This window comes from Pseudodonghicola xiamenensis DSM 18339 (assembly GCF_000429365.1).
Lineage (GTDB): Bacteria > Pseudomonadota > Alphaproteobacteria > Rhodobacterales > Rhodobacteraceae > Pseudodonghicola > Pseudodonghicola xiamenensis.
In genome coordinates, this window is record NZ_AUBS01000002.1 from 283,464 (window position 1) to 306,367 (window position 22,904).

General features: G+C 62.7%; 22 protein-coding genes. 7 read left to right on the plus strand and 15 right to left on the minus strand.

The window, feature by feature from the left end; genetic code table 11:
• Positions 1–260 precede the first annotated feature (260 nt).
• The gene (locus G455_RS25500) at positions 261–1,109 is read right to left on the minus strand and encodes a winged helix-turn-helix domain-containing protein (protein WP_051312147.1); all 849 of its coding nucleotides are present in this window, start codon (positions 1,107–1,109) and stop codon (positions 261–263) included.
• Between the two features lie 253 nt (positions 1,110–1,362).
• Between G455_RS25500 and G455_RS0104320 the strand changes: the two genes are divergently transcribed.
• From G455_RS0104320 to G455_RS27090, 3 genes are all read left to right on the plus strand, one after another.
• Positions 1,363–1,611, plus strand: coding sequence for a hypothetical protein (locus G455_RS0104320; RefSeq protein ID WP_154664340.1), 249 nt, complete (start codon positions 1,363–1,365; stop codon positions 1,609–1,611).
• 122 nt (positions 1,612–1,733) lie between these two features.
• Positions 1,734–2,234 (plus strand): MucR family transcriptional regulator, encoded by a 501-nt coding sequence (locus tag G455_RS23300; RefSeq protein WP_051312149.1) that lies wholly within the window; start codon positions 1,734–1,736, stop codon positions 2,232–2,234.
• 184 nt (positions 2,235–2,418) lie between these two features.
• Positions 2,419–3,708 carry a flagellar motor protein MotB gene (locus G455_RS27090; protein ID WP_051312151.1) on the plus strand — a complete coding sequence of 430 codons (1,290 nt, stop codon included), beginning with the start codon at positions 2,419–2,421 and terminating at the stop codon, positions 3,706–3,708.
• A 53-nt stretch (positions 3,709–3,761) separates the two neighbouring features.
• On the opposite strand, the gene G455_RS25505 is transcribed toward G455_RS27090, so the two are convergent.
• Positions 3,762–5,111, minus strand: coding sequence for a hypothetical protein (locus tag G455_RS25505; RefSeq protein WP_051312153.1), 1,350 nt, complete (start codon positions 5,109–5,111; stop codon positions 3,762–3,764).
• Between the two features lie 210 nt (positions 5,112–5,321).
• Here G455_RS25505 and motA point away from each other — a divergent pair, with 210 nt between their 5' ends.
• Positions 5,322–6,191, plus strand: coding sequence for a flagellar motor stator protein MotA (motA, locus tag G455_RS0104340; protein ID WP_028092563.1), 870 nt, complete (start codon positions 5,322–5,324; stop codon positions 6,189–6,191).
• Positions 6,192–6,195: 4 nt separating this feature from the next.
• On the plus strand, positions 6,196–6,630 hold the full coding sequence (locus G455_RS0104345; RefSeq protein ID WP_028092564.1) for a hypothetical protein: 435 nt from the start codon (positions 6,196–6,198) through the stop codon (positions 6,628–6,630).
• Positions 6,631–6,635: 5 nt separating this feature from the next.
• On the opposite strand, the gene G455_RS0104350 is transcribed toward G455_RS0104345, so the two are convergent.
• The 11 genes from G455_RS0104350 to G455_RS0104400 form a co-directional block, all read right to left on the minus strand.
• Complete coding sequence (locus G455_RS0104350; RefSeq protein ID WP_028092565.1) at positions 6,636–7,019, minus strand: response regulator; 384 nt, start codon at positions 7,017–7,019, stop codon at positions 6,636–6,638.
• A 72-nt stretch (positions 7,020–7,091) separates the two neighbouring features.
• Positions 7,092–10,379: a PhnD/SsuA/transferrin family substrate-binding protein gene (locus tag G455_RS23315; protein ID WP_084436990.1), complete on the minus strand. Its 3,288-nt coding sequence runs from the start codon at positions 10,377–10,379 to the stop codon at positions 7,092–7,094.
• On the minus strand, positions 10,369–10,764 hold the full coding sequence (locus G455_RS0104360) for an Hpt domain-containing protein (RefSeq protein WP_154664341.1): 396 nt from the start codon (positions 10,762–10,764) through the stop codon (positions 10,369–10,371). Before G455_RS0104360 ends, G455_RS23315 begins: the two co-directional genes overlap by 11 nt.
• Positions 10,765–11,027: 263 nt before the next feature.
• Positions 11,028–12,008, minus strand: a complete 981-nt coding sequence (locus tag G455_RS23320; RefSeq protein ID WP_051312159.1) for a response regulator — start codon at positions 12,006–12,008, stop codon at positions 11,028–11,030.
• Between the two features lie 280 nt (positions 12,009–12,288).
• The gene (locus tag G455_RS0104370; RefSeq protein ID WP_154664342.1) at positions 12,289–12,621 is read right to left on the minus strand and encodes a hypothetical protein; all 333 of its coding nucleotides are present in this window, start codon (positions 12,619–12,621) and stop codon (positions 12,289–12,291) included.
• Between the two features lie 296 nt (positions 12,622–12,917).
• Positions 12,918–13,730 carry a metallophosphoesterase family protein gene (locus G455_RS0104375; RefSeq protein ID WP_035366092.1) on the minus strand — a complete coding sequence of 271 codons (813 nt, stop codon included), beginning with the start codon at positions 13,728–13,730 and terminating at the stop codon, positions 12,918–12,920.
• Positions 13,727–14,524: an ATP-binding cassette domain-containing protein gene (locus tag G455_RS0104380; RefSeq protein WP_051312161.1), complete on the minus strand. Its 798-nt coding sequence runs from the start codon at positions 14,522–14,524 to the stop codon at positions 13,727–13,729. The genes G455_RS0104375 and G455_RS0104380 overlap by 4 nt, the downstream gene beginning before the upstream one ends.
• Entirely contained in the window at positions 14,521–15,477 is a 957-nt protein-coding gene (locus tag G455_RS23325; RefSeq protein ID WP_051312164.1) for an ABC transporter ATP-binding protein, read from the minus strand. Before G455_RS23325 ends, G455_RS0104380 begins: the two co-directional genes overlap by 4 nt.
• Positions 15,474–16,292: an ABC transporter permease gene (locus G455_RS0104390; RefSeq protein ID WP_028092570.1), complete on the minus strand. Its 819-nt coding sequence runs from the start codon at positions 16,290–16,292 to the stop codon at positions 15,474–15,476. The genes G455_RS23325 and G455_RS0104390 overlap by 4 nt, the downstream gene beginning before the upstream one ends.
• A complete protein-coding gene (locus tag G455_RS0104395) occupies positions 16,289–17,236 on the minus strand; it encodes an ABC transporter permease (protein ID WP_028092571.1) in 948 nt (315 codons plus the stop codon). Before G455_RS0104395 ends, G455_RS0104390 begins: the two co-directional genes overlap by 4 nt.
• 58 nt (positions 17,237–17,294) lie before the next feature.
• Positions 17,295–18,776: an ABC transporter substrate-binding protein gene (locus tag G455_RS0104400; protein WP_028092572.1), complete on the minus strand. Its 1,482-nt coding sequence runs from the start codon at positions 18,774–18,776 to the stop codon at positions 17,295–17,297.
• A gap of 388 nt (positions 18,777–19,164) precedes the next feature.
• On the opposite strand from G455_RS0104400, the gene G455_RS0104405 reads away from it, so the two are divergent.
• Positions 19,165–20,325 (plus strand): M20 aminoacylase family protein, encoded by a 1,161-nt coding sequence (locus G455_RS0104405; protein WP_028092573.1) that lies wholly within the window; start codon positions 19,165–19,167, stop codon positions 20,323–20,325.
• 128 nt (positions 20,326–20,453) lie between these two features.
• Positions 20,454–20,825 (plus strand): DsrE family protein, encoded by a 372-nt coding sequence (locus tag G455_RS0104410; RefSeq protein WP_028092574.1) that lies wholly within the window; start codon positions 20,454–20,456, stop codon positions 20,823–20,825.
• Here G455_RS0104410 and G455_RS23330 read toward each other — a convergent pair.
• Both G455_RS23330 and G455_RS23335 read right to left on the minus strand, forming a co-directional pair.
• Positions 20,818–21,669 (minus strand): ABC transporter permease, encoded by an 852-nt coding sequence (locus tag G455_RS23330; RefSeq protein ID WP_084436992.1) that lies wholly within the window; start codon positions 21,667–21,669, stop codon positions 20,818–20,820. The two genes, G455_RS0104410 and G455_RS23330, sit on opposite strands and share 8 nt — an antisense overlap.
• A 7-nt stretch (positions 21,670–21,676) precedes the next feature.
• The gene (locus G455_RS23335; RefSeq protein WP_051312166.1) at positions 21,677–22,900 is read right to left on the minus strand and encodes an ABC transporter permease; all 1,224 of its coding nucleotides are present in this window, start codon (positions 22,898–22,900) and stop codon (positions 21,677–21,679) included.
• Positions 22,901–22,904: the final 4 nt, after the last annotated feature.

Consider the following 22,904-nt stretch of genomic DNA (forward strand, 5'->3'; position numbering starts at 1 on the left):
ATGCAGCATATTTTGTCTTCACTACTAGGAGAATGATTTGTTTGTAAACCTTGCACTAACCTTACTCCCCAGTCTTTGTGCCGCTCGCCACACTTACCTGTTCAATCCTGAGGCACCCGTCGACCTCCTTAAAACGCAACGCTCTGTGTCACATGAGGGCTTTCTACATCTATCCACAGATTGCCACCCTTCTACCACAGGTAGTCAACTACCCTAGAGCTAGAGGGTGAGGCAGGTTGCTAGATAAGATTTACATTTCGTTACTTGACTGACCGGCGCAGCAAGGGCCGCACCAAGCCTGGCCCCTCTCCCCCAGTCATCCCCGGTGTCGCGTTAACCGCAACTGCCGCATCGGCAACGGTCATCAGATACCCAGAAGACCGCACGGTACGGACCGAGATCTGGCTACCGAAGACCCGGTGCAATTTCTTCCGGATCTTGGCGACATGCACATCGAACTTGCGATCCCCATAGTCCCAGGGACGCCGATCAATCGCTTGGCTCAACTCGTCCCGGGTGACGATATGACCGTCGCGACCGATCAGGACACGCACCACCCGCGCCTCGGCCTCGGTCAGCCCCGCCCTCAGGGCGATATCGGCCTCGGCCTCCCAATCGGCGGAAAAATCCAGCCGGCAGGACTGCAGGCCACTGAGCTCGGCCCCCAGCCGCGCCTGCATCCGCAGTGCAAGCTCCTTCAGCCGCACAGGGGCCCGGGCGACATCATCAGCTCCGGCCAGAAACGCCTGTACAGCATCCTCCGTGCCCCGCTGCCAATCCAGGGCCATGACACAGGCGCCACGCATCTTGGCCTCGCGGATCAGAGTCAGTGCACCGGTCGCAGGCCGGGGCACGCCGACCACCACCACCCGCGGGCGCACCCCATCGCGAAGCTGCGCCATCACACTCTCACAATCGGCAAATGCACGAACCGGCAGTTCCAGGATCACCGAAAACAGGTGCTGCAACCCCATTCGGCAAGCCATATCAGCCTCGGCGACCAGGGCATGCGGTTGATTTGACTGAATGCCTTCTCCCTGCAACATGCCCACCGTTTCCCCGCCGCGGATCGTTTCCGCCAGACCGTCAGCACCATCCGGTTCCTGCACGAACTTAGTCCCAGAGCCCCGCACGAAGCCAGCGGGAATTCCCCGAGCTGACGAAGCACCACCGCCATGGGGCACGCAAGGTTTCGCAAGAACTGATGCCTCGGACGGCGTCAGCGGAAAAGGATTAACTCCGATGTAACCATTTACCTGCTAAGTACGAAGAACTTTGACCAAAATTTAACCTTGCGCCCCCTATAAAATCCCGCAGCAGAATGCGCCATTCCGCCAAACTGCGGGGAATATGGGAGACCTCATGGTAGGTAAGAGAAGCAGCACAATCGCCAGGGCCGCAGCCATTGCCGCCGCCGAGCGGGTCAAATTGCTGCTTACCGTGGTGAAAGACGACGACTTTCTGACCGAGGTCTTGCACAATGCCGATCGCACCATGTCCGGCCTCCAAGGCGCGCCGGACCGGTCGGAGCGATTGGCGGAAACGCCCCGGGGCCGCGCCAGACTGACGCGCATCGCCTCTGGGCGGGGCCGTCATGGCGGCCGGGGATAACGGATCGGCAAAGGACTGCACGATCCCGCTGTTCTTGTCTGCTATCATTGACTTCTTGCAGACGCTTTCCATAACGTGCGTGAAATTTCTTCTGTCTCTTCGCCAGTTCTGGATTTTATCCCATGACCACAGGGAACACAGCGCCCCAACCTGCCGAAACCACCCGGGATGACTCCGGGCGGGAGGCCGTCGCGCGTATTGTTGCCGCCTTTGCCCAGCGCCCCGACAGCAGCGCGGATGACATCGTGGCGCTGAGCCGCCGTCTGCTGCAGATTTTCGGCCCGGCCAATCCCCCTGCCGCCCGGGAAACTGCCCCCCCGCCTCACGCCCCCCAGGAGGCGGAACTGCCAGTGCAGCCGACCACTCCACGCGCGACACCGGCGCTGCCAATGGATCAGGCCGTCACCGACGACAAGGTCTATTGCCTGTGTTGCGGGCGCGGCTTCACCATGCTCAAGCGCCACCTGAAAGCCGAACACGGGCTGACAGAAGACGAATACCGCGCCCGTTTCGACCTGCCTGCGGACATGCCGCTCGTCGCGCCCAACTATTCCGAACGCAAGGCCGCCTATGCGAAACGCGTGGGATTGGGCAGATACCAGCGCGACACCGGAGAGAGCTGACCAGGGCCGCTCCGGCCAGGTATTGTTTACCCTGCCATATTTCCCCGCCCCGCGCCCCAAACATGTCGCAATTGCGCCCCTCTGAGCGCATCTTCTTCGCCGATGACTCGGAAAGGTTCGGTCGGCGCAGAAGGCGCGGCCCTCCGGAACAGCCGGTTGACCCGGCCCCGACGAGGCAAAGAAAATGGCAGCGAAAACGGGCATCAGCATCATCCGCAGGGTGGAAGTCACCGAAGAGGGCGGCCATCACGGCGGCGCCTGGAAGGTGGCTTACGCGGACTTCATGACCGCCATGATGGCCTTCTTCCTTCTTCTTTGGATTCTCTCGTCTTCGGACGAACAAAAGCTCCGCGGCATCGCGGAGTATTTCACCAACGCTACCATGCCGAACGGCAGCGGACTGTTGGACGGCGCCACCTTTGGCCCTCCGGGCACGTTGAACGCCTCGAGCGGCATGGTCGTCGCCCGCGGCGCCGAAATGGGCGAAATCGACGATCCCAGCCCCGCCCGATGGGAAGTGATGGACGTCACCCAGACCGCCAATCCCGACGATCTGATCAAGGGCACCTATAAGGGCGCCTTCGATAACCCGGCCACCGGCGCGCTTTCAGACCATGACAACCCCGCCGGCATCACCGACCGCGAAGGTCAGGCCGAAGGCGACAACAGCCATGAGACTGCCGGCGCCCCGCATGACACCGAAGGCCGGAGCGATCGACCGACAGAAGGGCGGCAAATGGCCAGCCAGACTGCGGCGCAGAACATGGCACAGGCGATGCGCGCCACCGACACCGCCCAGTTCAACACCGTGGAATCCGATCTGCGCCAGGCGATCCAGGCCAACCCCGACCTGCGTCCGCTGGCAAAGAGCGTCATGTTCGAAAAAACGCCGGATGGTCTGCGCATCCAGGTGGTCGACCAAATTGGCAAACCGATGTTCGCCAGCGGCAGCGCCAACATGTCGCCGGCAACCCTGAAGTTGATGGAAAAACTGGGGCAATCCCTGGCCGGCCTGCCCAACGACATGGTGATTTCGGGCCACACCGACGCGGTGCCGTTCACCAAACGTCAGGCCTATGACAACTGGGATCTGTCCTCAGATCGGGCCAATGCGCTGCGCCGCGTGCTGGTGCAGACCGGCGTCGATGCAAGCCGCATCACCCGGGTCTCCGGCATGGCAGATACCGATCCGCTGGTGCCCGCAGATCCGTTCGACCCGTCGAACCGGCGCATCTCGATCCTGCTGGAATACCGCAAGCTGCCCGATGCCGGGCTGACGCCCGCAGCGCAGGGTGAACCCGGGGCCAGCCTGCAACCGCAGGACAGCACCCCGGCTGCCGGCCCGTTGCCCGCGCCGCAGCCCAGCATGGCACAGGACAGCCGCCGCGCCGAAGCCCCCATAGCCCCGCAGCCGCAACGGGTGAGCGAACTGAACGAAGAAGTCTTCGAAAATCTGCGCACGGCCCTGCGCTGATCCCCCCAGCACGGACTATTTCGGCCCCAGCCCTTCCGGGGGATGGGGCCGATCTATCCAGCCTTCGCCGTCTGTGAGGACAGGCGGAATTTATCCCAGTCGACCGGCGCCTTGACGCCACTGGCATCACGTTCGAACGAGCCGCCAAGCTGCAACCCCACCTGCAGCAAAAGCAAAAGCGAAGCCGCCGCCGACGCCATCATCAGCCAGCGCCGCCGCGTGCGCTTCGGCCTTTCCGGCGCCCGGGGCGCGGTCGGGGCGGCCCCCTTGGACACCGGCGGCGAAACAGGGGTTGGCATCTGCGACAGGGCGGTCTTTGCGGGGGCCTCGACGGCTGCGCGCCCTTCGCCCTCGTCATCCTCCAGGCCGACGGCGGCCTCATCCTGCCCCAAGTTCATGCCCTCGTCGCGCCCGCCCCCCTCAGGCTGCTCGACCGCAGGCATTGGCGCAAAGGGCGCAGGCTCCCGCTGGGCAAGAAGGCGCGGCCCGAAATGCAGATAGAGAAAACTGCCCGTACCGCTCAGCTCGGCCTGACCGATCCGATCCCCGAAAACCCCACGCAGGCTGCCCGGCAACCGCTCGGTACGTATCCAGATACGGCCCGGCAGTGCCGCGGTGGACTGCCAGGGCGGTTCCTGCCGGATCGCCACCACATTGCGATCGTCCCGCAAATAAAGCAGATCGGTATCGCTGATCCGGATATCCGCACCGCCCTCCCCCGTCTGGGCAATCAGGATCCAACCATCGTGTTCGGGCAGCACATCGCAGGGCACCCGGGTTTCCTCTGTCACCTCCAGCTCGCGGACCGACCGGAAATGCGGCCCGGGCCCGATGGCCTCTTGACGTTGCATAAACCCCGGCAGCAGCGCCTTGCGCACCCGTCCCACCGCCTCGCCCCCCGCAACCACACTGCGGCGAGACACGAAATCAGCCTCGCGCTCTTCGGCCATATGAGCGAAATGCAGCGGCTTTTCCGTCACCTGCGGCTCAGACCCCGGCGTCGGGTCCGGTGCCGCCCGATCCAGCCCGAGGAAGGCCACCGGATCCAGCCCCTCCTCCAGAGCGTAGGCATAGTTGACCGAGTAATCCGCAGCCTCTTCGGCGATCTCGGGCGCTTCAGCGACCAGCGACATCAGCTTTTGTTCATCGGAATAGAGCAACGCGCGCGTGGCGAACCCCTCGACGGGCGGGAAAAAGCACAAATCCCCAGAGCGCAGCGCGAGCTGCCCCTGCAGCCGGCGCGGGAAAATCCCGGCTTCCTCATGATGGAAGACCATGAGTTGGCAATCCCCGCTCTGCATCAGGCAAACAGCCAGACACATGTCACCCGGCCAGTCCCGAAATGTCTGGCGCACCTCGGCAGGCCCCATCAGGACAGCCATCACCTGTTCCTTGCCAGACATCTGCCGAACCCCTTCAGACATGAGAAGCCATGAATAAAATTCTCTACCACGCCGGCACTAGTTGTCAATTATCCTTGATACCCCGACAGGTCACCAAAGGAATAAAGGAGATTTTTATTTTATTCTTGCTCAATCCACGTATAGTGGCCGGGAACAGATGCAGCCCGGCCAGCCGCCCTTGGCAACGCGGCCTCTTGGACCATACGTGACATGACCATTATCCTCGGCTTTATCATCGTCATCGCGCTCGTCTTCGGTGGCTTTGTCCTCTCCGGCGGGGAAATGGCGGTCATCCTTCACGCGATGCCCTTCGAAGGCATGATGATCGGCGGCGCCGCGCTCGGCTCCTTCATCGCGGCGAATTCCTTCGGAGAGATCCTCGGCACCTTCAAGTCAGTGCTCAAGACCTTCAAGGGCCCCAAGTGGAAAGAGAAGGATTACATCGACCTTCTCAACCTGATGTACACGCTGACCAAGATGTATCAGCGCGACGGCATCCTGGCACTGGACGAGCATATCGAGAACCCGCAGGACAGCGCGATCTTTTCCCGCTTTCCCAAGCTGCAGAAAGACCATTTCGCCATCGACCTGATTACCGACAGCTTTCGCATGCTGGCGCTGCAGTTCGATGACCCGTTCCAGACAGAGGATGTGATCAACAAGAAGCTGAAGAAGCATCACCATGAATCGCTGACCGCCGCCCACGGTCTGACCACGGTGGCCGACGCGCTGCCGGCAATCGGTATCGTTGCCGCCGTTCTGGGGGTGATCAAGACCATGGGATCGATCGACAAACCGCCCGCGGTGCTGGGCGAAATGATCGGTGGCGCGCTGGTCGGCACCTTTCTGGGTGTCTTTCTTGCCTATCTCTTCGTCGCCCCGGTGTCGAACCGGCTGACCACGATCGAAGAACAGGACGGCGCCTTTTATTCGGTGATCCGCGACATCTTCATCGCGATCCTGCACAATCATTCTCCCACCATCTGCATCGAAATCGGCCGCGGCAATATCCCGTCCAAGCTGCAACCGAACTTCTACGAGATGGAAGAGGCGCGCCAGGACATGGCCGAAGCGGCCTGAGCCGATGCCCGAACGTCGCCGGATCGCGGCCCTGGAACTGATCGGACGCATCCGGCAGCATGAAATAGACGATCTCGGCGCCCGGATGACTGCGCTGCGCGAAGCGCAGTCCAGGGTGCAGGACCAGATCGCGGCACTCGATACTCAGGTCGACCGCGAGGGGCGCGTCACGTCCCCTGAAAATGCCGGCTATCTGGCAAGCTTCCTGCGTGCCGCCCGCGCCCGCCGCAATCGGCTGAGCGCACAGTTCGCGCAGCTCGAGACCGAGGCGGCGATGATCGAGGCAGATCTGCTCGAAGCGTTTCGCGAGACCAAGATCAACGATGCTGTTCTGGACCGCGCACGCGACAGCCAGAAGCTCCATCAAAACCGGATCGAAACCACCGCAGCGGAAGAAGTCGCGCGAAACGCCTATCTCAGGCGCAAGGCCGGCGGCTGAGCCCCTTAGCCGCGCTGCGCCCAGAGCCCGCGAATTTCATCGGCCAGCGCGGTGGGATCGAACGGCTTGGAAATCACCCCGATATCATGATCCCCCAGCAGCGCATCGCGTTCGGATTCCATGACCTTGGCCGTCATATAGATGCAAGGGATCGTCTCATAACCCGGCACCGCGCGGATCGTGGCAAGCGCTTCCGGGCCGGTCATGCCCGGCATCTGCACATCGGACAGAACCAGCTGCGGCGCGAAATCCTCCAGCACATCCATCGCCGCCTCTCCGGTCCCAGCCTGGCACACTTCGAATCCGCCGATCAGTTCAAGCGCCATCTGGGCGATTTCCCGGATATCCGCCTCATCCTCGATATGCAGGATTTTGGTAAGTTCAGACACTGCGTCGCCTCGTTCTTCTTGTTTCTGGCCCATCCAGATGCGTTGCCCGGATGGTTTTGCCACCCTGTAAACCTATGATCCAGCCGCCCAGCGCCGCGCCTTGCCACGCGCCGTTTCCGCCGGACGCGAGAATTTCGACACCAGGCCGCGGCCACCTTCGGCGCCGGCACCACGTGCGGCGATCACCATGATCGGCAAATCCTGTGGCAACCGCCCGCCGCTGAGCGGCAGCAGCGCAGTGACCCGCGTCTCGCCACTCAGGTCACTGAACATCAGCAGATCGAACCGGTCTTCAGAGGCCAGTTTCTGCGCCTGCGCCATGGTCCCGACCCGCGCGACCACCACATCCTCGCGCGAGGGCAAAGCGCCATCACCGCCGTCGATCTCGAGCACCCGGATCATCTTGTCGCGCCCCAGGCCCTGCAGCCAGTCGGCCAGCACCTCGGCCTGCCCTTCGGGGCGCAGGATCTGTTCGGCCCCCGGCTTGCCCGACGGGCTCGCCTCGATTACCGACACCGCCCGGCTGTCCAGCAGCTCCTTGTCGCACAGCGCCGCCAACAGCCCACGCCCCTGTTCGTTCAGCCAGGTCAACACTGACGATTGCCCCAGCACCCCAACACCCTTGGCAACCTGGCTGGCGGTAACCCGGCCGGTTTCGAATTCGACCTGAGCACCGGCCTTGCGCAGCAGGACGATCAGACGGCGGAATGCATCGTCCTCGGCTTCCAGCGCGGCAATCGCCTGATGTTGTGCTGCATCATCCACAGCACCTCCCACCCCCAGCGGCACCGCCTTCACCGGGATCAGCGCCTCGTCCTCAAGGCGCGGCAGATCAACGAAGAATTCGGTCCCGACCCCCTCTTCGCTGACGAAGAAGATGTTCCCCTTATGCTCCTCGACGATCAGTTTGGCGATCGACAGCCCCAGACCGGTGCCGCCCTTGGAACGGGTATCGGAACTGTCGGCCTGGGTGAATTTTTCAAAGATGGTCGCCTGCGCGGTTTGCGGAATGCCACTGCCGTAATCGCGCACCGACAGCCTGAGCGCCCCCATATAGGGATGCAGCCGCACGATGATCTCGCCCCCCTTGGTCGAGAATTTCGACGCATTGGACATCAGGTTGTCCATCACCTGCATCAGCCGATTACGATCCCCCAGGGTGATCAGCTCTCCGTCGGTCCTGTCGATATCGGCGCGCAGGGTGACACCGAACTTTTCAGCATAGAACCTGTTCGCCTCAATCGCCGAGGCGATCAGATCGGCCAAGTTCAGAGGCTCCATCTTGAAGTCCATCTTACCGGCTTCGATCTTCTCGAGATCGAGGATGTCGTTGATCAGCATGACCAGACGATCACAGTTGGAGCTGGCCATCGACACCATCTTCTTGACCGGATCGGACATGTCGCCGATCGACCCCGACAGCGCCAGCCCAAGCGCCCCCTTCATCGAGGTCAGCGGCGTGCGCAATTCATGGCTGACCGTCGAGATGAATTCGTTCTTGGCCTTTTCGGCCACCTTCCGCTGGGTGATATCGCGATAAATCGCGATCAGCCGCGGTTCGTCCTGATCGGGCTGCACATATTCCAGGCTGATTTCATAAGGCGTGCCGGATTGCGCCGTCACCTCCCAGGTGATGCGGCGCTGCGGCCCGGCGGCCAGCGCATCCCGGCGCAGCTCCAACGCGCGCAGATCGTCCGACGTGATGAAATCGCCAACCTTGCGCCCCTTCCATTTGCCACCGACCCGCCCCTTGATCAGGCGCTGCATGGCTGCCTGATTGCAATACAGCACTTCCAGCGTCTTCGGCCGCAGCACGACGACCTGATCCTCGATCAGCTCCAGCGTGTCGTTGAACCGCTCCTCGGAAATCCCCTTGCGGGTCTTGGTCACGTCAGAGGCGACCACGGCAATTTCGCTCAGCTTGTCATCGCTGCCCGTGACCGGAATGCAGGTGCATTGCACAAAGGCCGCCGATCCGTCGGCCTTCACCAGCTTGAGCGCGCCGCTCCAGGAGGTTCCCGCCCTCATCGCCGCCATGATGTCCCTCAGCGCGCCGTCCCGATCGTCCTCGGACAGAAGATCTGAAAGATTGCGGGACAGCAGCCGCGACCGCGCCTGATCGGCGATGGAGCAAAAGCGATCATTGACATGCGAGATGCTGCCGTCCTGGGCCAGCATGCAGAACACCGTGTGTTCCTCGATCGCGTTACGATAGAAGACCTTGGACCGCACCTCGGATTGCAGAACGTTGCGGCGCTGCTCGGCCAGACGGATGTTGCGGCGCAGTTCATAGGCCAGAAACAGCAGCGACAGCAGAATCAGGATGATGCCGCCCAGGATCGGCGCCCGATAGGTACGGAAAATCCGGTTTGCCGCCTGCAGCAGATAGTTTTCATAGGGCCGCACCCGCAGTGAAATCAGCAGGTCATGCACCGATTGATAGTTCTGCGGCGCCTGCCAGACCATGCCACCGGCGGCCGCGGCCTCGGGGCTGTCGACATCGACGGTCAGCAGCGCGTTGATCACCATCGCCAGAACCGGCTCAGGCACATCGGGCAGCGCCGACAACACCCATTCAGGATAAAGCGGCGTCGAAACCCAGAACGGATAATCCTCGGTCGGCATCGCGGAAACCGGCGCGAAATCCTTCAGCGCGATGGCGCCCTGGTCCGCCAGATCCTCCAGCAGGCCGGCGCGCACCACGCCGGCGTCAACCAACCCGGACTGCACAGCATAGACGACCTCGCGCTGATTGCCGCCGGAAAACACCAGCTCGGACAGGGCCTTTTCGGGCTCCATCCTGCGCTTTCGGAACTCCTGCGCCGCCAGCCACCAGCCCCCGAAGTCATTCGGGGCCACCGCCATCACCCGCTTGCCGGCAAGCTGACGCAGGTCCCGCAGCGGGCTTTCCGCGCGGGTGAAGATCAACGCCCCGGTCATATCATAGGTGCGCCCCTGCCATTGCCTGGCAGTGGACAACAGCGCCCGCGCCCCATCCTCGACCTCGGTCGCGACATAAGAGGCAGGATCGGTCAGCGCGAATTCGATTTTGTGCTGTTCGACCACATCCGACAAGGAAGCCAGCGTATGCGGTTCGATACTGAACCGATAGGGCAACCCCTGCTGCTGGGCGGTCTCGTTCAGAAATGCCGCCGTCGGCGCCCAGGCCTCAAGCGTGCGGGTGGCCCCCTCGGTCGACAAGACACCGATCCGGAACGTCTCGGGGGCGGCAGACTGCGCCAGAACAGGCCCCTGCAGTCCGGAGATCCAGCAGATCGCGCAAATCAGAAAAAGCGCCAGCCCCCGCAAGGACCGACGCCACATGCGCCCCATGACTGGTTCTGCCGCGTCAGGCCGCATCCAAGCTCTGCTCCATCGTATCGAGCAGTTGATTCAACAATCCGCGAATCTCGACCAGATCGGCCGACGCGGGCGTGCCTGTCAGACTGTCGATTCGCGCCTCAAGACGAGCAGCTTTTTTGCCGATATCCGCAAAACCGACGCTGCCACTAATGCCATGAAGCTTATGCGCATTCGCACGCAGATCCGCTGTGACATCTTGCCAGTCACCACCGTCCTGCAAGCCGCCAAGAAGTTCGTAAAACCCGTCTATGCGATCCGAAAGGGACGCAATGAACCGTGCCCTTACACGCGCCAACCCGGCGTCAAGCTGCGCCGCCCTATCGGCGTCCAACCCTTGAACCATTTGACCGTACCAACCCGTTCTGCCCAGTGCCTGGCGCAATTCTTGCACCTCTTAGCGCGTTTCTCGCACTTACTGACGTCTTGGCCGCGGCGATGCTCGAGGTCGCCCACGGCAGAACGCTGATAACCTGTCCAGGTTTAAGGCGAGTATAGAAAGTGAGGAATTTGTTAACGATTGCCCCCGACTGGTGCGGATTGGACACGCTATGGCGCCAAATGCAGGAAGTGGGATGCGACAGGACAACAAAGGGGCGCCGAGGCGCCCCGTCGTTCCAGTATTTTTGGTTCGGGGCTGGCCCGCGATCACGCGGCATGAGCGGAAACAAAGCGCCCGGCGGCGCGTTCGGCCCGGCCCAGCCCCAGGGCCTCATGAGCCGGGCACTGCTTTAGATTTTCCACCGCCCGTTCGAGAAATCGCAAATCCTCGCGACGCTCCAGCAGCTTGGGAGCAGCGACCGCACCGATCTGGGCGGAAAAGCTGGTTTTGACGTCTTCACAATAGACCAGATCGGGGTCGTTCAGCATGCTGATCAACTGATCCTGCATGGTTTCGACCTCGGGCAGCGACCGCTTCGGCCCGACGCAGAGGAACACCCCAGCCCCGACATAAGTCACGAAGGCCTGGCTGCCGACCAGCACATCCGAGATCACCTCGGCCACATCAGTGATCACATAGGCGAATTCTTCCGTCGTCGATCCCGCGTGAACATGCTCCAGCTCGGGCACGCGGATGGCAAAAGCACCGATGGCGAACTGCTTTTGCTCTTTCATGATCATCACGTAGTTCTGCAGAACCCCTTGCGAAACATAGCCCTTGATCTCTTCGATCGCGATCGGATGGGCGAAGGAGCTTTTCTGTTTTTCCGGTCGCGCGGGCGCCGCCGCGGCGATGGCAGTACGCTGCATCTCTGCCTGCAACCGATCGGCCAGCCGGATACGCGTGATCATTTCGGTGGTGTCGAAAGGCTTGGTGACATAATCGGTCGCGCCGGCAAGAAAGGCCCGATCAATATAGTCTTTCTGATTCATCGCGGTGATCATCACCACGGGAGATCTACGATAGATCGCCATTTCCCTCACCCGATGGGTAAGCTCGATCCCGTCCATGCCCGGCATCTGGATATCGAACATAAACACGTCGAACGGGGTGCTGGCCATCGCGATTTTGCGCAGGGCATCCTCGCCGCTCTCCGCGAGGACGACATCACTGTAGCCATGCGCCTCCAGCGTTGCGAGAAGAAGTTCCCGGATCAGTTCGTCGTCATCGACAGCGAGGATCTTCATTTTTCTCTCCAGTCGTTCTGCCGATCTTCGTCCGACAGTTACGTCTCGGTCGGGCACTTCTGCGCCATGTTCCTGTTTGCCACCCTGACGGTCCGATTCGACCATTAAGGTGACCCTGCTCTACTCTTCAGGTTGCATTAGGGGGGAGAAATATGGCGCAAATTTGACCGAGTTTTGGACCCCGTGAGATGTTTGCATTTTAGGAAAATTATCCACAACCCGACAACTCAGGCTCTCCCCACGACCGCCGCCCCCTAACGCCCGGCGGCGAACACAAGCCTTAGTTGCGGAAGGGGTCGCCTTCGTCGGGATCCAGTTCATGCCAGTAGAACCGCCCCTGAGAGCTGTCGTCAGATACACAGCGCAGCGCCTTGCGGGGCCGATCGGTCACCACCTCACGACGCACGGGAACCTCGACCGAGATCAGCGACCCCGGCGAATAGGCCAACCCCGAGAAATAGCAGAACCGGTTTTCCACCTGATCCGGCAAGGGACTGGCCCCCAACGCAGCGGGCGGTTCGCCCGGGCCGGCCAGGGCTGTCGCGGACCCGCTCAGCCCCCCCACCGTCAGCATCAGGCAAAATGCCACGCCCCGGGCGGCTCTATCTGTCATATCGGCTCCCTCCTGGTCATTGGTGCAGGCTACGGTGGTGCCTGCGAAAACCCAAGCCGGAAACGCTCTACTTTCAAGGGAAACCGATTGCCGGGACCACTGAAGCGAATCTGACCGCAAGGCGCCATGACGCACGCCCCGCGACGGCCAAGCCACCCTGCCCCGGCTCCGTCATGAAAAACGTACAATTGTTAAGGAGTTCCCGAACGCACAGAATTTGGTCAAATCCCCGCGATGCAGTCGACGCGACACATGGCGAGCCATCCGCCCAACGCGTCGTCCGCACTTCCGGCGCCTCAGGAAAAGCCACGCAACGTCTCGTCCGGCAACCGCTTGATCACGCCTCGCTCCGCCAGCGACGAAAAGGTCACCTGAAGCCCGTCGGGCAGCAGATCGCAGATCGCGAAACCGCCATCCTCAAGAATCGTCATGCCAAGGTCCAATTTCTCATCGACACCGGATTGCTGGCCGATGCTGGTCACCACCGGAATGCCCCGCCAGAGGGCAATCCGGTTGGTGTGGATATGCCCCGCCAACACCGCCAGAACGTTGCGACCGGCCAAGAGATCGCCCAGCCGCGCCGTGCTTTGCGCGTTCAAGGTTTCCCAAACATAGGGCGCCTGCGGGTCAAGCCGCGGCGGATGGTGGATCACCACCAGCTTCGGCAGATCGGGATGGTGCGCCAGCATCTCCTCGGCATGGGCCAGTTGCGCCGGGCTCAGCCCGCCGCTGACCTGACCGGGTTGCAGACTGTCCAGAACCACCACATGCACTCCGCCGATCACCGCATCATGATCCAGCGTCCCCTCGGGCCCTGCCGCATGATCGGGGAAGACCGTAAAGAACCCCTCGCGCTTGTCATGATTGCCCAGGGCATAGAGCACCGGCATATCGAGCGGCGCCATCATCTGCCGCAGCAGGCGATAGGACGCGGCGTCGCCGACATTGGTCAGATCACCCGAGGCGACGATGAAATCGGGGCGCGGGGTGATGCCTTTGGCGATCTCGACCATCCGCGCCAGCACCGTTACCGTATCGGCGTATTGATGCGGGTCCTCGGCCTCTGGCGCGGTCAGGTGAATATCCGTCAGATGTAGAAAGCGGGTCATGCCGCATGCTCCCCCTGCAATTCCAGTTGCGCCGCTGTCAGCAGCGTATGTGTGTATTCGTGCCCCGGGTTGTTCAGGATATCGCCCGCCAGCCCCTGTTCGACGACCACCCCGTTCCTGAGCACCAGCAGATCGTCGCACAGGCTGGAAACGACGGCGAGGTCATGACTGATGAAGAGAATGCCAAGCCCCATCTCGTCCTGCAGATCCATCAAAAGGTTGAGGATCTGCGCCCGCACCGAGACATCGAGCGCCGAAACAGCTTCGTCCGCGACCAGAAGCTTGGGTCTGGTCACGATGGCGCGCGCGATTGCGATCCGCTGCCGCTGCCCGCCAGAGAATTCATGCGGGAAACGGTCGATATCCGCCGCGCGCAGCCCCACCTGCTCCAGCGTTTTCAGGATCAGCGCCTGATCGGGCTTCATCCCGGCGGCGCGCAGCGGCTGCGCCACCGACCAGCCGACCGACCGGCGCGGGTCGAGCGATCCGAAGGGATCCTGAAAGATCATCTGGAACTCGGGCCGCAGCGCCTGCAGCTCGCGCTTGCCCAAGGCATGGATGTTCTTGCCCTCGAACAGCACCTCGCCCTCATCCGGCGCCTCGAAGGCCATGACCATCCGCGCCAGCGTCGATTTACCCGAGCCGCTTTCTCCGACAATGCCCAGGGTACGGCCCTGGGTGATCTGGACCGTGACGTTATCGACCGCGACCAGCGCTTCCTCGTGATGAAAGAGCTGCTTGCGCGGGCGGGGATAGCGGCGGGTGACCCCGCGAATGTCCAGAAGCACGCTCATTCCACCACCTCCGGCACATGATGACAGGCGCAGGCGCGCAGGCCGCCAATCCCGAGCAGGGCCGGGCGAACCTCGGCGCATTGCGGCAGCTCGACCGAACAGCGCCCAGAGAAGCGGCAGCCATGCGGCAGATCGGCCAGCGCCGGCACATTGCCCGGGATCATCGGCAGCCGCTTGCGCAGTTCGCCTCCGGTGATGGTCGGGCGGGCATGCAGCAGCCCCTTGGTATAGGGGTGCCGCGGGTCGGAGAGCACCTGCGCCACCGGCCCCTTCTCGACAATCTCGCCGCCATACATCACCGCCACCGTCTCGACGGTGCGGGCGACGGCGGCCAGATCGTGGCTGATGAAGACCAGCACCATGCCGCGATCCCGCGCCAGCCGGGTCAGCAGATCGGTGATCCTGAGCGCCACATGCGCATCGAGCGCGGTGGTCGGCTCGTCCGCGATCAGGATGCCCGGATCGCAGGCCAGGGCCAAGGCGATCAGCACCCGCTGCCGCTGACCTCCGGAGAGTTCATGCGGGTATTGCCGCAGCTTCTCCTCCGGCTCCTGAATGCCGGTCTCCTCGAACAGCTCCAGCGCCCGGCGGCGGGCGTCGGATTTGCTCAGGCCCAGATGCAGCCGCAGGGGTTCCATCACCGTGTCGCCCACCCGCCGCAGCGGGTTCAGCGCCATCATCGGTTCCTGAAAGATCATCGCCACCTTGCGCGCGCGCATGTCGCGCCATTCGTTATCGGTGGCCCGGGACAGATCATGGCCGTCGATCGCCAGCCGCCCGGTCATCTGCGCCGCCTCCGGCAACATGCCCATCAGCGCCAGCCCCAGCATCGACTTGCCTGATCCGCTTTCGCCGACCAGCCCCAGCCGTTCGCCCGGACGCAGGCTAAGTGACACGCGCCGCAGCGCCTCGGCCTCGCCGAAAGCGACCGAGATGTTCTCCGCCTCGATCATGCGCGCGCCCTCGCTAGTCGGGGATCGGAGATATCCCTGAGCCCGTCGCCCAGCAGGCCGAAGCCCAGCACGGCGGCAATGATGCAAAGCCCAGGATAGATCGCCAGTTGCGGCGCCAGATACATCAGCGTCTGCGCCTCGTTCAGCATGCGCCCCCAGGAGGGCATCGGCGGCTGCGCGCCCAGGCCCAGATAGCTCAGCGCCGCCTCGGCCAGGATGGCGACGGCGAATTCGATCGTCGCCTGCACGATCAGCGTGGCCGATATGTTCGGCAGCACATGGTCGATGGTCAGGCTGAACTGGCTGGCACCGGCGGCGCGACCAGCCAACACGTAATCCCGCGTCCAGATCTGATTCGCCGCGCCCCGCGCCACCCGGGTGAAGATCGGCACGTTGATGAAGGCAATCGCCAGGATCGCGTTGGTCAGCGACGGGCCGAAGGCCGCCGCCAGCATGATCGCGAACAACAGTGCCGGAAAGGCAAAGCCCAGATCCGCCACCCGCATGATCACGGTCTCGACCCAGCCACCGAAGGCCGAGGCGGTCAGCCCCAGCGCGGTGCCGATGCTGCCGCCGATCCCGACCGAGATGAAGGCCACCGCCAGTGAATTGACCGAGGCCGCCATCAGCAGGCTGACCACATCACGGCCAAGCTGATCGGTGCCCAGCCAATGATCCGCCGAGGGCGGGCGGAATTTCTGGGTGACACTCAGCACGGTATAATCGTAGGGCGTCCAGACCAGCGACAGCAGCGCCGCGACGGTCAGCACCAGCACCAGGCCCGCACCGATCCTCAGATTGATCGCGCGGGTCATGACAGCCGTCCCTTCAGCCGCGGATCGATCAGCACATAAGCGATATCCACCAGGAAATTCGCCGTGACCACGATGGCGGCGAACAGCACCACCAGCGCCTGCACGGTGAAGAGATCCCGGTTCGAAATCGACTGGAACACCAGCCGGCCAAGCCCGGGCAGATAGAAGACGTTTTCGATCACGATGGTCCCGGTCACCACGGCGGCGACCTGCATGCCGACGATGGTGACAATGGGCACCAGGGCATTGGGCAGGATATGCCGGCCAAGGATGCGGCCCCGCGTCATGCCGGTAGCCCGCGCGGTGCGCACGAAATCAAGCCGCATAACCTCCAAGGCCGAAGACCGCGTCACCCGCGCCAGCACCGCCGATTGCACCAGTGCCAGCGCCGTGGTCGGCAGGATCAGGGACCGCAGCGCCGCCACCGGCTCGTCCCAGCCGGGAAAGCCGCCGGGCGGCAGCCAGCGCAGCTTCACCGCGAAGAGAAGCACCAGAAGCATCGACAGCCAGAAGGCCGGGATGGCGATGCCAAGCTGGCTGAGCAGCATGATGATCCAGTCGCCGGCACGGCCATGGTTGGCCGCCGCAATCACACCCAGAACGATCCCCAGAACCACCGTCGCCAGGGTGCCGAAAGCCGCCAGCGACAGGGTCAACGGCAGACGTTCGGCGATCAGCTCCCCCACCGGCACACGGAAGAAATAGCTGGTGCCGAAATCGCCCTGAGCCACCCCCCAGATCCAGTGCAGATAGCGTTGCCAGATCGGATCATCGAGCCCGAGCTGCGCGCGCAGGGCGGCGCGGGCGTCTTCGGAGGAATCGATACCCAGAATGGTGACCGACGGATCGCCGGGCAATACGTTCATCACCAGGAAGACAATGACCGAGATCGCCAGGATCGTGGTCAGGAAGCCCAGCGTGCGTTTGATCAGGAATACTTGCATGCGGAAAAGCCAAAAGTGCCGGAGGCAATCACCCCCGACACGGGTTTTGAGTGATGGATTACTGAACGGTCACGCCAGCCAGCGGCTGGAACAGCACCGGCGCAGAGGTCCAGAAGCCATTCACCCCCTGCCGATAGATCGCCAGCCGCGGGAGCTGGAACAGGAAGGCATGGATCGCGTTCTCCGCGATAAACACCTGCGCCTGTTTCTCAAGCTCATGCCGCTTGTCGTCATCGGTCTCGGTGTTGATGGCATTCCACAGCGCGTCATATTCGTCCGAGTGATAGCCGTAGAAATAATTCGGTCCCTTGGCAAAGTTGCTCAGATCGTTGGGCGAGGTATGGGCGATGATGGTCATGTCGTAATTCTTCTTCTTATAGACCTCGTCGATCCAGAAGCCCCATTCGACATTCTCGACCTTCACCTTGACCCCGGCCTTGGCCATTTCCGCCTGCACGATTTCGGCCGAGCGGGTCGCATAAGGGAAGGGCGGCACCCGCAGGGTGACTTCGCCGCCTTCCAGACCGGCTTCGGTGAACAGTTCCTTGGCCTTGGCGGTGTCATGCGGATACATGCCGGTCAGATCGACATAGGCCGGCCCGTGCGGCGGATAGAACGACCCGATCGGCACCGCGCGGCCATACATCGCGCCTTCGATGATCTCACTTCGGTCGATGGCATAGGAAACACCCCGACGCGCGTTCAGATCGCTGAACGGCGGTTTCGAGTTGTTCAGGGCCAGGATCACCTCGCCCTCGGTCGAGCCGACGACGACCTTGAAGCGCGGGTCGGCCTCGAACTGATCCAGCAGTTCCGGCGCCGGGAAGCCCGGGAAGGCATCGAGTTCTTCCGACATCAACGCGGCAGTGGCGGCAGCGGGATCGGAGATGAAACGGAATTCGACCTTGTCCAGCGCCACATCAGCGGCGTCGCGATAATCGGCGTATTTCTTCAGCGTCAGCCGGTCGCCTCGGGTCCAGCCATCGAAGACAAAAGGGCCGGTGCCGACGGGTTTGGTGGCATCATTCTCGGCGCTCTCCGGCGCCAGGATCGATGCCGCGCCCTGCGCGATGTTGAACAGGAAGAATGCATCCTTGCGCTTCAGCTTCATCTCGATGGTCTTGGGGTCGATCACCGTGATGCTTTCGATCGGCTCGAAAATCTTCTTGGTCGGGTTCAGCGACCCTTCCGCCATGGCGCGATCAAAGCTGAATTTCACGTCATCGGCATCGAAGCTGGTGCCGTCGTGAAACTTGGCCCCCTCGACCAGGGAGAAGGTATAGGTCAGCCCATCGTCGGAAATAGTCCAGCTCTGCGCCAGGTTCGGCAGCACCGCCCCGCTTTCGTCCACGGTGGTCAGCGACTCATAGACATTATGCACCAGCATCCCCGAGATCGAAGCCGTTGCGTCGCTGGTCGGGTCGAGAACGGTGGGCTCCTGCTGCAAACCGATCCGCAGAGTGCCGGCGGCAAAAAGCGGCGAGGCCAGCGCGACGGATGCGACAAGCGCCGTCAGAACAGTAGTGCGAAACTTGGTCATGATATTCCTCGTTGGCAGAGAGTTGCGGCTGCATAGGATCTGGCTGTTACTTAAATATGACAATTTTCAGCGCCGCCCCCTCCCAGACTGTGCGGCGACGCCCCGGCTGACGCGCCCGATACGCAGGCGCATGACAAAAATCCCATATTACCTGATGGCTCGACCCTCCCCGCATTGTAACAATTTTATGACACGACTTTTTGACAGACAAAATAAATTTCCCCCGGGAACCATGGCGATGCCCGGAAACGCCCCGAATGGCGTCAGTTGCCCGTCGCTCGATCAGAACGGGAGGAAAGCCCCTCTGGCAACGCGTCGCCCGACAGCTACGGCTTGTGTTTCCGTGCGAAACGACAACACTCGCGCCAGCAAACTGGGAGATCACCACATGCCCGTCATCGACGAAATCGCCGCCTATGCCGACGATCTGACCGCCATCCGCCGCGATCTGCACGAACACCCCGAACTCGGGTTCGAGGAAGTCCGCACATCGGGCATCGTTGCCGAAAAGCTGAAATCCTGGGGGATCGAGGTCACCACCGGCATCGGCAAGACCGGCGTGGTCGGCGTGCTGAAGGGCTCAAAGCCGGGCAAGACCATCGGGCTGCGCGCCGATATGGACGCGCTGCCGATTCACGAGGAAACCAACCTGCCCTATGCCTCGAAAACGCCGGGGGTGATGCATGCCTGTGGCCATGACGCCCATACCACCATGCTGCTGGGCGCCGCGAAATACCTGAGCGATCACCGAGATTTCGCCGGCACCGCCGTGTTCATCTTCCAACCCGCAGAAGAAGGCCTGGGGGGAGCCCGGGCGATGATCGCCGACGGGCTGTTCGATCGCTTCCCCTGCGATGAAATCTACGGCATGCACAACGCCCCGCACCAAAGCCCGGATGTCGTCGGCATAAAACAGGGCAAGGCGATGGCCGGATCGGATTTCTTCGACATCAAGATCACCGGCCGCGGCAGCCACGGCGCCCGCCCCGAAGGCAGTCTCGATCCCATCGTGATCGCCACCAACCTGGTGCAACAGCTCCAGTCCATCGTCTCGCGCAATGTGCCGCCGACCAAGCCGGCGGTCATCTCGGTCACCAAGCTGAACGCGGGCGCGGCCTATAACGTCATCCCCGAAACGGCCACCTTGGGCGGCACCATCCGCTTCTTCCACTCCGAGGTGGGAAAGCTGATCTCGGAGCGTATCCGCGCGCTCTGCGATGGCCTCGCCAAAGGGTATGGCGTCGAGGTCCAGGTCGATATCCGCAATGTCTTCGACGTGCTGGAAAACGATCCGGCACTGGCCGATGCAGTGATCCGCGCCGCCGCCCCGGTGGTGGGCGAGGCCAAGACCGAGATGACAGACGAACTGGTGATGGGGTCCGAAGACTTCGCCGACATGCTGCGCATCGTGCCCGGCGCCTATTGCACTGTCGGTCATGGCGGCGACGTGCAGTTGCACAATCCGGCGTTCGTCATCGACGATGCGATGTTGCCAGTCGGATCGAACATCTACGCCAATCTGGTGATCGACCGCGGCGTCGCCGCCTGATCCCCGGCGCGGGTCCGGGCGGCTTCGCGCCGGCACCGGACCTGCGACATATTCCATCTTGAGAATTCGTTCGTTTCGCGGGAAGCTCCGCCGGCAGCGGGGCCTTTCCCGCCCGAAAGGAGAATGACATGCAAACGGTGGATTTCGTCGCCACGCTTTTCGATGGCACCTCGAACCCCAACAAGATCACCGTCGCCTTCACCATGGCGCTGAACGCGCTGAAGAAGGGCCACAGCGCCATGGTCCTGCTGATGGTCGAGGCGGTGGAGCTGGGCAAACCCGCCATGCTCGACCCGATCGACATCGGCAAACCCTTCTCGCCCGCCGCCGAACTGCTGGAGCAATTCCTGGCCGCCGGCGGCCGCATCGGCATCTGCGGCTCTTGCATGATCCACAACGGCTTTACCGCCGAAGAGATGGTGCCCGGGTATGAGATCATCACCGCCCCCGATGTGATCGACCTGCTGATGGCGGCCAAGGGCTCGCTTCAGATCACCTGAGAGCTTTCCGGGGGCCGGCGTTGCGCTCTGGCGACGGCGGCCCGCCCGGGGTCTTCAGCCGGGCGGAGGTCATCCGCTCGGCCCGGCGCCGGATCAGTTCGCTGACGAACAACAGGGCAAAAGACAGCACGATCATTATCACCGCAGCCGCCGCGATGGTCGGACTGAGAAATTCGCGCAGCCCCGCGAACATCTGACGCGGCAGGGTCACCTCTCCCGGCCCGGAGATGAAGATGGCAATCACCAGTTCGTCGAACGAGATGGCAAAGGCGAAAATCGCCCCCGAGGCGACCCCCGGCAGGATCAGCGGCAGGACCACCCGACGAAAGGCAGTCAGCGGCGGCGCTCCCAACGACAACGCCACCCGCATCAGATCGGGATCGAAGGTTCTGAGCGAGGCGAGCACAGTGATCACCACATAGGGCGCCGCAATGATGGTATGCGCGACGATCAGCCCGGTCAGCGAATTGGTCAGCCCCACCACGGAGAACGCCAGAAACATCGATGCGGCGGTGACGATCAGCGGCACCACCATCGGCAGCGACAACACCATCAGCACGAACCGCTTGCCACGGAACTCCGACAGGTTGAGCCCATAGGCCGCGCAAGTGCCCAGCCCCGTCGCCAGGGTCATCGTGGCCAGGCCGACAATCATGCTGTTCCAGGCCGCCGGCAGCCAGCGTCCATCGAACAGGAAATCGCGATACCATTGCAGCGAATAGCCCGGCACCGGCAGCGTCAGGATATTGCCCGAGGAAAACGACAACGGGAAAATCACCAGAAGCGGCGCCACCAGGAAGATCAGCACCGCCCAGGCGGCAATCGCGATCAGGATATGCCTCATGCGCCGCTCACTCCCGCGGACCGGGGCCGATGTGCGGGGTCAGCCGACGCGCCGCAGCAACCAGCGCTCCGGTAAAGACCAGCAGCAGCAACGACAGCGCCGCCGCCATTCCGAAGTTGATCGACTGGTTGGTGTAGAAGGCGATATAATAGCTGATCATCTGGTCCTGCAGCCCACCCACCAGGGCCGGCGTGACATAGAACCCCACCGACAGCATGAAGACCATCACCGCACCGGCGGCGACCCCGGGCATGGTCAACGGCAGATAGACAGATCGGAACTGCCGCCAGGGCGACGCCCCGAGCGAGGCCGCGGCTTGCAGATACTGAGGCCCCAGCCGTTTCATCACGCTGTAAAGCGGCAGGATCTGGAACGGCAGCAACACATGCACCATCGCCACATAGACGGCGAAACGAGTAAAGATAAGTTGCAAGGGGGCATCGGTGATATGCAGCCCCTCCAACGCAGCGTTCATCGGCCCTTCGCGCTGCAACAGAATGAACCAGGCAGTGGTGCGCACCAGGATCGAGGTCCAGAACGGCACCAGCACCAGCAACATCACATAGCGCGCCCCCCGATCCGACAGGGTCGAGATATAATAGGCCGCCGGATAGGCCAGCAGGACGCAAAACACCGTCACCCAGAGCGAAATCCAGAAGGTCCGCTGGAACAGATCGACAAAGATGGCGCGATCGTGCGGCACCGGTTCGATCTGGCCCTCGGGCGTGACCTGAAGGTCAAGCGCCCGCAACAGGAAACTGGCGGTAAAGGGGTTGGAATTGGTCTTGATCAACAGCCACAACTGCGGCGTGTCCCAATCGGGCACCGCGGTCGGAAGACTTTCGGCATAGGGCGGGGTCAGACTGTCCAACTGGCGACGCGTCGCCCGCATGACAGATCGCGCACCGCTCAGTTCGAAATTCAGCCGCCGGGTCATCGCCCCAAAGGCCTGCGCATCGTCGGCACCGCGCAAATCCTCAACCAGAGCGGCAAAGGCCTGTTCGGACGGCAACCCGTTGCCGTCCCAGCGCTCGAGCATCGCAACAGTGCGCGGCAGCGCCCCGGTCACCTCGGCATTGTCGACTGCCCGGGTCATTGTGTAGCCGATCGGCACGAGAAACCCCGCCACCACCAACAACAGAAGCGGCGCGACCAACAGCCAGGACAGGCGGGTCCTGCGCGATGGCGCACCGACAGCCGGCTTGCGGAACAGGGTGGCGGCGCAGGGCACGGCG